Annotated in this window: 13 protein-coding genes; 11 read left to right on the top strand and 2 right to left on the bottom strand. The window is 41.9% G+C overall.

The genetic code is table 11. The features are described from left to right. The first annotated feature begins 166 nt into the window (after window positions 1–166). The 9 genes from eno (at window position 167) to HZL42_RS06220 (ending at window position 8,998) form a co-directional block, all read left to right on the top strand. Window positions 167–1,486, top strand: coding sequence for a phosphopyruvate hydratase (gene eno / locus HZL42_RS06260; protein ID WP_219282728.1), 1,320 nt, complete (start codon window positions 167–169; stop codon window positions 1,484–1,486). Between the two features lie 98 nt (window positions 1,487–1,584). Beyond that, window positions 1,585–2,868 carry a ClC family H(+)/Cl(-) exchange transporter gene (locus HZL42_RS06255; protein ID WP_219282727.1) on the top strand — a complete coding sequence of 428 codons (1,284 nt, stop codon included), beginning with the start codon at window positions 1,585–1,587 and terminating at the stop codon, window positions 2,866–2,868. Between the two features lie 94 nt (window positions 2,869–2,962). Then, entirely contained in the window at window positions 2,963–3,184 is a 222-nt protein-coding gene (gene secG, locus HZL42_RS06250) for a preprotein translocase subunit SecG (RefSeq protein ID WP_370629300.1), read from the top strand. Between the two features lie 155 nt (window positions 3,185–3,339). Beyond that, a complete protein-coding gene (gene rnr, locus HZL42_RS06245; RefSeq protein WP_219282725.1) occupies window positions 3,340–5,709 on the top strand; it encodes a ribonuclease R in 2,370 nt (789 codons plus the stop codon). A 24-nt stretch (window positions 5,710–5,733) separates the two neighbouring features. After that, complete coding sequence (smpB, locus tag HZL42_RS06240) at window positions 5,734–6,207, top strand: SsrA-binding protein SmpB (protein ID WP_219282724.1); 474 nt, start codon at window positions 5,734–5,736, stop codon at window positions 6,205–6,207. An 84-nt stretch (window positions 6,208–6,291) separates the two neighbouring features. After that, a complete protein-coding gene (locus HZL42_RS06235) occupies window positions 6,292–7,008 on the top strand; it encodes a uracil-DNA glycosylase (RefSeq protein ID WP_219282723.1) in 717 nt (238 codons plus the stop codon). A 13-nt stretch (window positions 7,009–7,021) separates the two neighbouring features. Further along, window positions 7,022–7,999, top strand: a complete 978-nt coding sequence (pta, locus tag HZL42_RS06230; RefSeq protein ID WP_219282722.1) for a phosphate acetyltransferase — start codon at window positions 7,022–7,024, stop codon at window positions 7,997–7,999. 20 nt (window positions 8,000–8,019) lie between these two features. After that, window positions 8,020–8,496 carry a tRNA (adenosine(37)-N6)-threonylcarbamoyltransferase complex ATPase subunit type 1 TsaE gene (tsaE, locus tag HZL42_RS06225; protein WP_255552575.1) on the top strand — a complete coding sequence of 159 codons (477 nt, stop codon included), beginning with the start codon at window positions 8,020–8,022 and terminating at the stop codon, window positions 8,494–8,496. Beyond that, complete coding sequence (locus HZL42_RS06220) at window positions 8,486–8,998, top strand: GNAT family N-acetyltransferase (protein WP_219282721.1); 513 nt, start codon at window positions 8,486–8,488, stop codon at window positions 8,996–8,998. Before tsaE ends, HZL42_RS06220 begins: the two co-directional genes overlap by 11 nt. Window positions 8,999–9,030: 32 nt before the next feature. Here HZL42_RS06220 and HZL42_RS06215 read toward each other — a convergent pair whose 3' ends face one another. Then, on the bottom strand, window positions 9,031–9,567 hold the full coding sequence (locus HZL42_RS06215) for a 3'-5' exonuclease (protein ID WP_219282720.1): 537 nt from the start codon (window positions 9,565–9,567) through the stop codon (window positions 9,031–9,033). 101 nt (window positions 9,568–9,668) lie between these two features. Between HZL42_RS06215 and murB the strand changes: the two genes are divergently transcribed. Beyond that, window positions 9,669–10,562, top strand: a complete 894-nt coding sequence (murB, locus tag HZL42_RS06210) for a UDP-N-acetylmuramate dehydrogenase (protein ID WP_219282719.1) — start codon at window positions 9,669–9,671, stop codon at window positions 10,560–10,562. Between the two features lie 28 nt (window positions 10,563–10,590). Further along, window positions 10,591–12,642 (top strand): sodium:proton antiporter, encoded by a 2,052-nt coding sequence (locus HZL42_RS06205; protein ID WP_219282718.1) that lies wholly within the window; start codon window positions 10,591–10,593, stop codon window positions 12,640–12,642. A gap of 38 nt (window positions 12,643–12,680) precedes the next feature. Here the strand turns inward: HZL42_RS06205 and HZL42_RS06200 are convergent, their stop codons facing one another. Continuing rightward, window positions 12,681–13,328 (bottom strand): DUF1361 domain-containing protein, encoded by a 648-nt coding sequence (locus tag HZL42_RS06200; RefSeq protein WP_219282717.1) that lies wholly within the window; start codon window positions 13,326–13,328, stop codon window positions 12,681–12,683. Window positions 13,329–13,435: the final 107 nt, after the last annotated feature.

Here is a 13,435-nt window from a genome sequence, read left to right as displayed (position 1 = left end):
TAAATGATGAGTAGATTTTATATTTATTCAGTTTTAAGGGGGCGTTGAACAGTCCCTAGTAAAATGTCTCATTTTTGCGATAAGCTTTGCATTTCAAAGCAGTTCACATTTATCACCCGCCGTTTTGAACGGTGGAAAATTAACTTTCACTTAAGGAGAGAATACAATGTCAATTATTTCCGATATTTTTGCTCGCGAAGTCTTAGACTCACGTGGTAACCCTACTGTTGAAGTAGAATTATATACTGAAGCCGGTGCTTTTGGCCGTGGAATCGTTCCATCTGGTGCCTCAACTGGTGAACATGAAGCTGTTGAATTACGTGATGGCGACAAGAACCGTTACATGGGTAAGGGTGTTCTTAAAGCTGTTGACAATGTTAACAACATCATTGCAAAGGAAATCGTTGGTTACGATGTAACTGACCAATTAGCTATTGACGAAGCTATGATTAAGCTTGACGGTACTCCTAATAAGGGTAAGTTAGGTGCTAACGCTATTTTAGGAGTTTCATTAGCTGCTGCTCGTGCTGCTGCTGACGAATTAGGCGTTCCATTATACAACTACTTTGGTGGTTTTAATGCTCACTTGCTTCCAACTCCTATGATGAACGTTATTAATGGTGGTAAGCATGCTAATAATAAGGTTGACTTCCAAGAATTCATGATTATGCCCGTTGGTGCTAAGAGTGTTAAGGAAGCTATCCGGATGGGTTCAGAAACTTTCCATAACCTAAAGAACATCTTAAACGACCGTGGTTACTCCACTGCCGTTGGTGATGAAGGTGGATTTGCTCCTGACCTACAAAACAACGAAGAACCATTCGAAATCTTAGTAGAAGCAATTACTAAGGCTGGTTACAAGCCAGGTAAGGACATTGCAATTGCCTTTGACTGTGCTTCATCAGAATTCTACGATCCAAAGACTAAGAAGTACAACTTAGTTGGTGATGGTAAGTCATACTCAGCTGATGAATTTGTTACTTTACTTGAAAGCTTGGTAGATAAGTACCCAATCGTTTCAATCGAAGATCCATTGGATGAAAACGAATGGGAAGACTGGCAAATGGCTACCCGCCGTTTAGGTAAGAAGGTTCAATTAGTTGGTGATGATTTATTCGTTACTAACACTGATTACCTAGCTAAGGGAATTAAGATGGGTGTTGCTAACTCCATCTTAATCAAGCTTAACCAAATTGGTACTTTAACTGAAACTGTTCGTGCCGTTGAAATGGCTAAGGAAGCTGGCTACACTGCTATCATCTCACACCGTTCTGGTGAAACTGAAGATACTACTATCTCAGACTTAGTTGTTGCGCTTAACGCTGGTCAAATTAAGACTGGTTCAATGAGCCGTGGCGAACGGATTGCTAAGTACAACCAATTAATGAGAATCGAAGACCAATTAGGAAACGTTTCCGAATACAAGGGTATTCACTCATTCTACAACTTAAGCGAACAAGCTCGCGAAAACATCATTAACAAGTAATTCCATTACTTGTTAATCGAAAGCTTTGGAACCTAGTTCCAAAGCTTTTTTGTTGTGTTATGATAATTAATATCACGATGTGGGGGCTTAATTAGCAAATGCAAAGATTAAATTGGAAACAAATTGCGTATTTATGGGATGGAGCAATCATTGGGCTTGCTGTGGGTGCGGTGGTCAGTCTCTTTCGATGGTTAATTGAAACCGATTTAAACTGGGTCAAGGAACTTTATCAGTGGACGCATGCTAATCACTGGGGAATGGTTATAATTTTAATGATCAACCTCATAATTTGTTTTATTGTGGGGCGGCTCATTCAAGCCACCCCTGATATCAAGGGTTCTGGAATTCCACAGGTGGAAGGTCAATTAGCTAATCAACTGGATTACCCGTTCTGGCCGGTTCTTTGGAAAAAGTTCATCGGCGGGGTGTTAGCAATCGGTAGTGGCCTGTTTTTAGGGCGTGAGGGACCTTCGATTCAGCTGGGGTCCACTACTGCCCAGGGGGTTGCCAAACTGCAGGGGTTGAACGGTAGCGCTCGGCGGGTGGCGATTGCAGCCGGTGCAGCGGCAGGACTAGCTGCTGCTTTCAATGCACCAATTGCAAGTTCGCTATTTGTGTTGGAGGAAATTTACCACGAGTTTCCGTTGCGCGTCTGGCCCACAACGATATGTGCATCAATCGCTGCAAACCTGGTTTCGACTGAACTATTTGGATTAACCCCGGTGTTGCATATTGAATACGCCCACCCGTTCCCATTGAATCAGTACTGGATTTTAATTGTGTTGGGGATTTTACTAGGGTTGAGTGGAATTATTTATCAACAAACCACCCTGCACCTAGACCGCTTTTATCGTCTTTTTAATTGGATGCCAAGTCAATATTTAGTGGTGGTGCCATTATTGCTAGTGATTCCAATTGGCTATTTCATTCCTGATACGCTAGGTGGGGGGAATGGCTTAATTCTATCGGTAGCTCATTCAGTTCCTGGTTTGGGAATCCTGTTGGTTTATTTACTAGTTCGATTTATCTTTTCTGCCATTTCCTATGGTTCAGGGGTTCCTGGTGGCATTTTTCTCCCGATTTTAACGTTGGGAGCACTATTGGGAGCGCTTTATGGTCAGGGTCTGGTTGTTTTACATTTAATGCCTGCTGGATTGGTAATTAACCTAATTATCATTGCAATGGCAGCGTATTTTGCTTGTATCACCAAATCACCGTTTACTGCAATTTTACTGATTACTGAAATGGTGGGGACAGTAACCCACTTGATGTCGCTTGCGGTGGTATCTTTGATCGCCTATGCGGTGGTTGACTTATTGAACGGGAAACCAATCTACAGTCAAATGCTTACTAACCTTTTAAAAACCAAGGCTAAAAACTAGTTGAATTGGAAAGAGTTACTTAGATATGTTAAAATGTTGAATAGTAGATTGAGCCTTGAAGAAAATAGGAGGCATTATTTTGTATAACTTTTTGATGGTAATTTTTTGGATCATTAGTATTTTGATTATTATTGCGGTACTAATGCAACCAGCTAAAACTAACGATGCAATGTCATCACTTACTGGTGGTGCTGACGACTTATTCGCTAAGTCAAAGCCACGTGGATTTGAAGCATTTATGCAACGAGTAACTACGGTTCTCGGTATCTTATTCTTTGTTGATGCACTTGCATTGGTTTGGATCTCATCACATTAATTAGGAAACCTTCTGTTTGATTGCGGAAGGTTTTTTATTATATTAAGGTTATTGAATTACTTTAAAATTAAATAATGTTAGAATATAAAGTAGTTAATAACCGAAATTAAAATCGATTGAAATCGAAATCTATAAATAATAATGAGGAAGATATTTTGGAAGATAATAAATTAAAAGATGAAATTGAAGCGGTCCTTAAGCAGAATGCCAAGACCAGCTTTGAAGTTAGTGAAATTTCTGATGAGTTAGGGTACCACGGCTCGGAAGCCTTTAAACTGATTATTCAGGAACTAGCTAGACTGGAACGAGAAGAAAAAGCCCTTGTTACTGAAGAGGGGAAATTTACCGTTAACCCGAAGTCAATGAAGCCCCAGGGGATTTTTCACGCTAACGCAAAGGGATTTGGATTCGTGGACTTTGATGAAACTGAATCGGACGCCTTCATTGCGCCTGACTATACGATGCATGCAATGAACGGCGATACCGTTGAAATTGAAATCCTAAAACCAGCTGCGCCTGGCTCTGATCAAGGGCCCCAAGCAAAGGTCACTAAGATTTTGGAACATAATTACACTCAAGTAGTTGGTGAATTTATTCAAACTGGTGATGACAACGGCTACTACGGTCAGGTCCAATTAAAGGATAAAAAGATCATGAACTACAAGTTCTACATTACCGAAGTGGGACTAAAGCCCACTGCAGGGGAAGTAGTAACTGCAGAGATTACCGAATACCCTAATGACGACCATCCAGATTCCATGGTCGGAATTGCAAAGCAGGTGATCGGAAGTGTCGATGATCCTGGAATCGACATCCTACAAATTGTCTATGCCCATGATATTCCAGCCCAATTTCCAGAGGACGTCCTTCAAGAAGCAGATGCGATTCCAGATCACGTTTTAGATTCAGAACTAGCGGGTCGTGAAGATATCACGGATCAAAATCTAGTTACTATCGATGGTGAAGCATCAAAGGATTTGGATGATGCGGTTACTGCTTGGAAACTACCGAATGGGAACTTTCATTTAGGGGTACACATTGCTGACGTTAGTCACTATGTGAAACCAGGTAGCTTACTTGATGAGGAAGCCTACAAGCGGGGGACTTCAGTTTACTTGACCGACCGGGTGATTCCAATGTTACCACGCCGATTATCGAACGGAATTTGTTCGTTAAATGAAGGGGTGATTCGGTTATGTATGAGTTGTGATATGGAAATCACACCAGCTGGAAACGTTGTTAAGCATCGGATTCACCCTAGCTTTATGCGTTCGAAAGCCCGGATGACTTATACCGCCGTTAATAAAATTCTAGAATCAAAGGATCCCCAAACAATGCAAGAATACGCAGAGTTAGTGCCAATGTTTGAAACAATGGGCGAACTCCATAAGATTCTTTACAAGCACAGAAAACAACGGGGTGCAATTGACTTTGACGATCGGGAAGCAGAAATCATCGTTGATGAAAAAGGGCACCCAATTGATATTAAGCTTCGGGTGCGGGGAACGGCTGAAAAGATGATTGAATCCTTTATGTTGGCCGCAAACGAAACGGTTGCCCAACACTACAGCGAAAAGCACGCTCCATTTATCTACCGGGTGCATGAAACGCCCGATGCGGACCGTGTAAAGAAGTTCTTTGAATTCTTAACCGCCTTTGGGATTAACGTTAAGGGTGATCCTGCTAAGCTTAAACCAAAGATGCTCCAAAACATCCTAAAGAAGGTTGCTGGCAAGCCCGAAGAAGCCGTTGTTTCAGTGATGATGCTACGGAGTCTTAAGCAAGCCCGGTATTCTGATCAATCACTTGGTCACTTTGGTCTGGGAGCTGAATTCTATACCCACTTTACTTCGCCAATTCGGCGGTATCCAGATACGACTGTTCACCGTTTAATTCACCATTACGAAGAAAATGGAATTAATAAGGAAAGTAAGGCTAAGTACGGGGGCCTCTTGGAAGAAATTGCGTCCCATTCTTCTAAGTGTGAACGGCGTTCAATTGATGCTGAACGGGATACTGATTCAATGAAGAAAGCTGAATACATGGCTGATCACATCGGTGAAGAATTTGAAGCGACGGTTAGCTCCGTGCTTAAATTTGGGATGTTCATTGCATTACCAAATACCGTTGAGGGATTGGTTCACATTAGTCGGATGAAGGATGACTACTACGAATACGTTGAAAAATTCCTAGCATTAGTTGGTCGGCGGACGAAGCGGACCTATAAGATTGGGCAAAACGTCAAGGTGAAGGTAATTGGTGCTGATCCAGCCCAAAGTACCGTTGACTTTGAAATTGTTAATCCAGAGGATACCCCAACCAGTGATTTACTACCTAAACAAAGTCACGGTCGCGGGAACGGCAACCGGCGCTCTAACAATAACCGCAATGGCAACCGGAATCGTAACGGTGGTGGTAACCGTAATGGGAACCATGGCAATAATCACAATCGATCAAACAATAGTCATTCCAATGGTAATCACCGTGGTAACGGTCAGCACAATAATAATCACCGTTCCCACTAATCAAGCAAGGTGAGGTGAAAAGCGATGGCTAAAAAGAAACGTCAACCAAATAACGATAATTTAATGGCGCAAAACCGGAAGGCCCGTCATGACTATACGATTGAAAGTACAATGGAAGCCGGCATGGTCCTAAAAGGAACTGAAATTAAGTCGATTCGGGACCGACGCGTTAATTTAAAGGACGGATTCGTTCGAATTCGGAACCATGAGGCGTACCTCGAAAACGTGCACATTAGCGAGTATGCAGAGGGAAATCAGTTTAATCACGACCCCTTACGGAATCGAAAGTTGTTGTTACACAAAAAGGAAATTACCCGCTTGTTGAATGACACGAAGGCTAAGGGAATCACAATTGTGCCCCTAAAACTCTACATTAAAAATGGCTTTGCCAAGGTGTTAATTGGGGTTGCTAAGGGGAAACATGAATATGATAAGCGTGAGACACTGAAGAAGCGCGATCAAAACCGTCAGATTGATCGTGTTTTGAAACACTATTAAAAAGCGATTCTTAAGTTTTTTGAGAACCGCTTTTTGTGGTTAATGATGTTAATCAAAATTTGAAAATTTACTGGAGGGCGGACAATGAAGCAGTTTATTCATAATGACTGGTGGCCGGTTTTAAAGCCAGAATTTGAGAAGACTTACTACCAAAACCTACGGCGCTTTTTGGTGGATGAATATAATCACTACCAAATTCATCCGGCAATGAACCAAATTTTCGAAGCTTTTAATTGGACCCCGTTTAGTAAGGTGAAGGTCGTTATTTTGGGTCAAGATCCATACCATGAACCCAACCAAGCAGTCGGACTCAGTTTTTCCGTAATGCCGGGGGTGCAAATTCCACCTTCCTTACAAAATATCTATAAGGAACTTGATAATGACCTCGGGATTAAGCCGGTGAACCATGGCTTTTTAGAGCAGTGGGCTAAACAAGGGGTGTTACTTTTGAACTCCGTTTTAACCGTTAGAAACGGGGCCGCCTTTTCGCATAAGGGGAAGGGCTGGGAGGAACTAACTGATGCCGCAATTCGTAAGCTATCCGAGCGTAAACAACCAGTCGTGTTCATTCTTTGGGGCCGTGCGGCTCGCGATAAGGTTAAGCTGATTAATACCAACACCAATATCGTATTAGAATCAGCACATCCTAGTCCGCTTTCTGCTCATCGGGGGTTCTTTGGTTCGCGACCATTTTCCAAAACCAATGAGGCGCTAGTTGCAATGGGGGAAACCCCCATCAATTGGCAACTACCTGAACACGTTAACGTTGATCAAGCACGGGCGGATTTAAATGCCCAGTAATGGAGGATTAAAAATGGATTTATTTGAAAGTTTAAAGCAAAAGGTCAGCCAAGACCAAAAAACAATCGTATTTCCAGAGGGAAACGATATTCGCATTATCGAAGCAACCAGCCGACTAGCTACTGATGGAGTTGTAAAACCAATTTTATTAGGCGATCCAACCGAAATTAAAAAAGTAGCAGTTGAAGCCAGTGTGGACTTAACTGGGGTAACCCTATTTGACTACCAAAACCTCCCCGTTGATGAAGCAGCTGAATATGTAACCGCATTAGTTGAACGGCGGAATGGAAAAACCGATGCAGAAACTGCTAAGAAGTGGTTAGCCGATCCTAATTACTTTGGGACGATGATGGTGTACTTAGCTAAGGCTGATGGAATGGTTTCTGGTGCGGCTCATCCGACTGGTGATACGGTACGTCCAGCGCTACAAATCATCAAAACTAAACCCGGAATTAAATTAGTGAGTGGCTGCTTTATCATGATGAAGGGGGACCAACGCTACGTTTTTGCTGACTGTGCCATTAACATCGAATTAGATGCCGCTGGAATGGCTGATGTTGCGCTAGAAAGTGCTGAAACTGCCAAGCAATTTGGCATTGATCCTAAGGTAGCAATGCTTAGCTTTTCAACCAAGGGGTCAGCCCGTGGTCCAATGGTTAAGAAGGTTCAAGAAGCTACTGAGCTAGTGCACGCTAAACAACCAGCACTAGCTGTTGATGGAGAATTACAATTTGATGCAGCCTTTGTCCCTGCAGTAGGGGCTAAAAAGGCACCAGATTCTAAGGTTGCGGGACAGGCAAACGTTTTTGTATTCCCAGAACTCCAATCCGGAAATATCGGTTATAAGATTGCCCAACGTTTCGGTGGCTTTGAAGCTCTTGGTCCAATCTTACAAGGGTTAAACAAGCCCGTATCAGATTTATCACGAGGATGTAACGCTGAGGATGTTTATAAGGTTGCCATTATCAACGCCCTTCAAGCTATGGACTAGGATAAGGGGGTGGATTAGATTTGAAAACGATCACTGTTGACACTCCTGAAGCAACGATGAAACTTGGCAGGGCAATTGCTTCGCATCTAAAGCCAGCGGACCTCATCTTATTGGATGGGGACTTAGGCGCTGGTAAGACTACCTTTACCAAGGGGTTAGCTGCGGGCTTAGGAATCAAACGCAACGTTAAAAGCCCAACGTTTACAATCATTCGTGAGTATCAAGACGGTCGCTTACCGCTTTATCACATGGATGCTTACCGCCTAGATGACGGGAGCGGTGATGAGTTAGGCCTTGATGAGTATTTTAATGGGGATGGCGTAAACGTTGTTGAATGGTCTAAGTTCGTTGCAAACGAATTGCCAGATAACTACCTGCGCATTGTTTTTAAACGCAATGATGACTTGGAAGACAACGCCAGGACGCTGACGTTCGATCCCCATGGAAATCATTTTGCAACCATTTTAAAGGAAAGCATTGATGAAGATGGCAAATAACGAAGAGCAAGTTTCAATTGGACTGGCTACCGGCGAAGACGCTGCGGCAGTCTTAAAATTAATGAACCAACTAATCACCGAATCAGATACATTTACGATTGATCCGGGGCTGGCCGAGTTGTCAGTTACTCAGGAACAACGTGAAATTATGTTAGTTAACCAGACTCGCAGCAATGTAATTTTAGTGGCCCGTTTAGGAGCTGACATTATTGGAATTGTTACCGTTCAACAACTAAATGATTCGCAAGATGGTGAGTTAGGGGTTGCGGTTTTGAAACAATTTTGGAACCACGGGTTAGGAACCGCTTTAGTCGATGAGGCCCTTAACTGGGGAACGTCCTTTAGTAACCTTAATCAGATAGTACTAACGGTGGAAAACCGTAATCAAGCTGCAGTTCATGTTTACCACCAGCTAGGGTTCATTGATAATCCCGGTCGGCGCATTATTCCAGTCCCTGGCAATGAAAAGTCAACCACTGAGATGACCTATAATTTAAAGTAAAAAGCTAATCGCCGTGTGGCGACTAGCTTTTTTTACTTAATGACCTGGACGAACGGTTTTAATTGATCGTCACCAAATTGGCGTTGTTCGTAGCGCAGGATGTTAGCACAGGCCAGACTATCATCCAATGCATTGTGGTGGTGATTTAATTCGATGTTTAAATTTTGGCAGATGGTGTTTAGCTTGTGATTGGTAAATTCAGGAAATAGAGCTCGACTTACCGCTAGGGTATCTAATGTTAAGTACTGCGGTTGGACTAGATGGTAACGTTCTAGGCTTTTTTTCAAGACACTATTATCAAATCTAGCATTATGGGCAACGATGAGTCGATTTGGGGCGAAAAATAGCTTGATTTTGTCCCAAACCGCTGGAAATGTCGGCGCATCTACAACGTCAGATTCATGGATCCCGTGAACCTGAACGTTACGCCAGAAAAACGGGACTTCAGGGTTGATTAACGTGTAAAATTCACTGGCAATTTCGTTATTACGGACAACCGTTAGGGCAAGTGAGCATGCACTCGCACGGCTACCTGCTGCGGTTTCAAAATCAATTGCGACAAAATTCATAATTAGAATTCCTTTCTATTATTTTTATAAACGGTTATTCATAATTGAGAGCTTATTTCATGGTAAAATTATAGTATATCGATTTAAGAAGGACGATTTCAATGAATAATTTTAACCCAAAAATAAAAGATTTAACCATTAAAACCAACGAACCGCTTTCCAATTATACGTTTACAAAGACTGGGGGCAACGCCGATTACCTCGCACTGCCCGATAATGAAGAACAATTGAGCCAGCTACTAGCAGTGGCTAATGATTCCGGGATTGCAATTACGGTGCTAGGCAACTCCAGTAACTTAATCGTGAGCGATCAAGGGATTCGCGGTTTAACGGTCATTTTGACCCACCTAACAGCGATTAAGGTATCTGGAAACAACATTAGTGCTGAAGCAGGGGCAGCGTTAATTGATGTAGCAATTGCCGCTCAAGAACATGGCCTTTCTGGCCTAGAGTTCGCTGCTGGGATTCCCGGCAGCGTCGGTGGGGCCGTCTACATGAACGCGGGTGCCTATGGTGGCCAAACTGCAGATGTAATTAACTACGCAAAAGTAGTTGGATTTGATGGAGATGTAAAAACATTAACCAACTCCGATTTAGAGTTTGACTACCGCCACAGTGTGATTCAAAACGGGCACAATGCCGTTTTAGCTGCTGAATTTGAGCTAACTCCTGGCGATCCTAATTTAATCTTAGCTAAAATGGACCACTTTAACGCCCTGAGGGCTTCAAAGCAGCCCCTTGAGCTACCATCCTGTGGAAGCGTGTTTAAGCGTCCTAAGGATCATTTTGCTGGCAAGCTGATTCATGATGCTGGGCTCCAAGGCTACCGTTTTGGTGGGGCCGAAGTATCAACTAAGCATGCCGGGTTTATTGTTAATGTGGGTGGAGCAACTGCCACCGATTATATCAACGTTATTCGTCACGTTCAAGAAACAGTATATCAAAATAGTGGGATTCATTTAGAAACCGAAGTAAAGATCATTGGTGCCAAATAATCTTATAGAATTGGAGATGATTTTATAAATGGTGATTATCGAGTTAATCATTCTATTAGTTGTACTACTGTTAATTTCAACGGTAATTGGACATTATTTACCGTTGATTCCGGGAAGCTTAATTCAAATTGGATTAGGGCTATTACTGTCAATATTTACTAACTTCCAGATTAATTTTGAAACGGAGTGGTTCTTGCTCCTCTTTATCGCCCCATTACTATTTAACGATGGAAAACGATTTCCAAAACGAGAGCTGTGGCAGCTCAAGCTCCCGATTTTTGTTAACGCGATTGCATTAGTGGTCATTACCATGGTGGTAGGGGGTGTGATTATTAACTGGCTAATTCCAGAGATGCCATTCGCGGTTTGTTTTGCGTTGGCGGCGATCCTATCACCAACCGACCCAGTAGCGGTTCAATCGATTGCCAAACGCTCCAACCTCCCCAGTAACATTTTGCACTTGGTCAGTGGGGAAAGTCTGATCAATGACGCCAGTGGACTAATTTGTTTTAAGTATGCGTTGGCAGCTACGTTAACTGGTCAGTTCATGCTCAGCAATGCAGTTGGTGACTTTTTCTATATTAGTATTGTAGGGCTGTTTGTTGGAATTGTGATGATGTACCTATTGGTTCAAGTCCGTGATCACCTCTATAATCACGGCGTTAATAACATCGTCTTTTTCACCGTGGCGTACTTAGTGACACCGTTTGTAATTTATTTTGTCAGTGAAGATTGGCTGCATGCATCTGGGGTAATTGCGGTGGTAGCTGCCGGAATTACCCTCCATCTAAAAGACTTAAGGGGAACCGCAGTGAATCCAGAGCTAACGTTAGTTACTGAAAAAACCTGGAATACCATTATTTATATTTTAAATGGAATTATCTTCATATTGCTTGGCTTTTCGCTTCCCCAGGCAATGGGGAAGAGTATTCAAACCATTCAGCTGGGGACGATTGAGCCCATTATCTATTCAGTGCTTGTTTGGTTGTTATTACTGGCGATTCGAATTGGTTGGACGATTGTTTATAAGTTATTTGCTACCAATTGGGATTTTAAATCCATTAACCTAAGAATTGCCACTCTATCAGGATTATCTGGAGTCCGAGGTGCTGTTACAATGGTCGGGGTACTATCAATTCCACTACTAACCCCGGCTGGCAAACCGTTTCCAGAGCGGCCAATGGTTCTCTTTATTGCTGCAAGTGTGATTATTTTAAGTTTAATTAGTGCAATTGTTTTCATTCCACTTTTAACTGATAATCAGCCGGTTGAAATTGATGATGATCAGTCAATTTCAGAGGAACGCGCCCAAATTCAGATGGTCCAAAGTGCGATTAATGAAATTCAAAGAAGTCAAAATGAGCATAATCAGCAGGCTGCTTTTGATTTGATTTTTCAATACCAACTAATGCTTAGGAAGTTAAATCACGACGTACGCTCCAATCGGGTTAACGACTTCAGTTTTAACAACGAATTAGCGTTGCGTAGAATTGCGTTTAGTGGTGAACGGAAGGCCGCGCTTAAGATGTATGAAGAAGGGGTCATTAAAAAGGATGAGTATGGAGCCGTAATCCAGATTATTAACAGAAGGGAAACGGCGATGTTTGATTCAATTGGGATGAATAAATCTAGTTCTAACATTATTAACGATATTAAGAGTTTCATTTCTGGAATGAAGAAGTTTTTCCTCTCAAGCCGTCGCTTTAAGCATCATCAAGATGAAGCGCTACGGCGTAAATGGGCAATGATAATTGAGACCATAAGCCAATCGGCAATTCAAGAGATTCGTAACTACTTAAAGCGTAATGACATTGATGCTAGTTCATTTGAACCCCAAATGGTTGATCATATAATTGGATTTTATCGGAATCGGATTAATCGTGTTAATTCCGCTAATAATGACGACTATGAACAACAATATGATAATTTGCAGGTAAAGGGCTTTGGGGCTCAGCGCCTTGAAATTCAACACCTGCTAGAAACTAAGCAAATTAACCAATTGACTTCCAACGACTTAAGACAACACATTAACTACCTAGAAAATATTATGATGGCTAGTCCAGCTTCTGATGAAGATTAAATAAATAAGCGTCCACGAATCTTAGATTCCGTGAACGCTTATTTTGCTTTTTGATTAATCATAATGACCCAGTAAATAACAAGTTGAACTGCCATCATAGTTCCGGTAAACATCAACATTTCTGGTGTCCACATCTTAATTAGTGGCGTGATGAATAACCGGGGACTCAGTAATAAGTAAAGGGTGTGGAGCCGAAGAAATCGCCCGATAAAAACACCCACTGAGGCGGTAAAGGTAAAGCAAATAACGAGGAGGGCATATACCCACTTAGAATTCAAATGGAGCTTATTCATTAGGGAGTTCATGGTAGTTGATAGCGACCAAGCGCCGATAAATGCACACACGATGGCGCTAATTACTAACAACATGAAGTTAATCCACATCGGATCGGAGAGACGGAGTAGCCCGGTTGTCTTATCGTATGGATTTAATAGCGAAAGGTGAAATAAATCCGTTAAAATATATGGAGCATTGGGATAAAATAATATCCAAATAATTAATAATGGCCAGTATAAAATACTCTCTTTAATAAGCTTTGAATTTAAATTAAGCCCAATTTCAATTGGAATGTACGCTAAGAACGTATTTAATAATAGGAAATTAAATGGTTGCCTAACGAACCATCCCACAATGACAAACCAAACGATGAAAAAGATGCGAATTTGCCAATTCTTGGAAAGATGCAATCGAAACCCTCCTTTTTAATCAATTGTATTTTATTTAATTCTAACAAAAATGAACTAACTTTAGAACGATGTTTAAAAATAAGTTCTTAATAACGTGATATAATAAA

It is taken from the genome of Lactobacillus sp. Sy-1, from assembly GCF_019303535.1.
Classification (GTDB): domain Bacteria; phylum Bacillota; class Bacilli; order Lactobacillales; family Lactobacillaceae; genus Nicoliella.
This window is presented reverse-complemented; position numbering and strand designations above follow the sequence as displayed.

Coding starts and splice junctions, on each gene's coding strand:
- smpB (WP_219282724.1), top strand. CDS start 5,734: ATGGCTAAAAAGAAACGTCAACCAAATAACGATAATTTAATGGCGCAA.
- secG (WP_370629300.1), top strand. CDS start 2,963: ATGGTAATTTTTTGGATCATTAGTATTTTGATTATTATTGCGGTACTA.
- HZL42_RS06235 (WP_219282723.1), top strand. CDS start 6,292: ATGAAGCAGTTTATTCATAATGACTGGTGGCCGGTTTTAAAGCCAGAA.
- pta (WP_219282722.1), top strand. CDS start 7,022: ATGGATTTATTTGAAAGTTTAAAGCAAAAGGTCAGCCAAGACCAAAAA.
- HZL42_RS06220 (WP_219282721.1), top strand. CDS start 8,486: ATGGCAAATAACGAAGAGCAAGTTTCAATTGGACTGGCTACCGGCGAA.
- HZL42_RS06255 (WP_219282727.1), top strand. CDS start 1,585: ATGCAAAGATTAAATTGGAAACAAATTGCGTATTTATGGGATGGAGCA.
- HZL42_RS06215 (WP_219282720.1), bottom strand. CDS start 9,567: ATGAATTTTGTCGCAATTGATTTTGAAACCGCAGCAGGTAGCCGTGCG.
- HZL42_RS06205 (WP_219282718.1), top strand. CDS start 10,591: ATGGTGATTATCGAGTTAATCATTCTATTAGTTGTACTACTGTTAATT.
- eno (WP_219282728.1), top strand. CDS start 167: ATGTCAATTATTTCCGATATTTTTGCTCGCGAAGTCTTAGACTCACGT.
- murB (WP_219282719.1), top strand. CDS start 9,669: ATGAATAATTTTAACCCAAAAATAAAAGATTTAACCATTAAAACCAAC.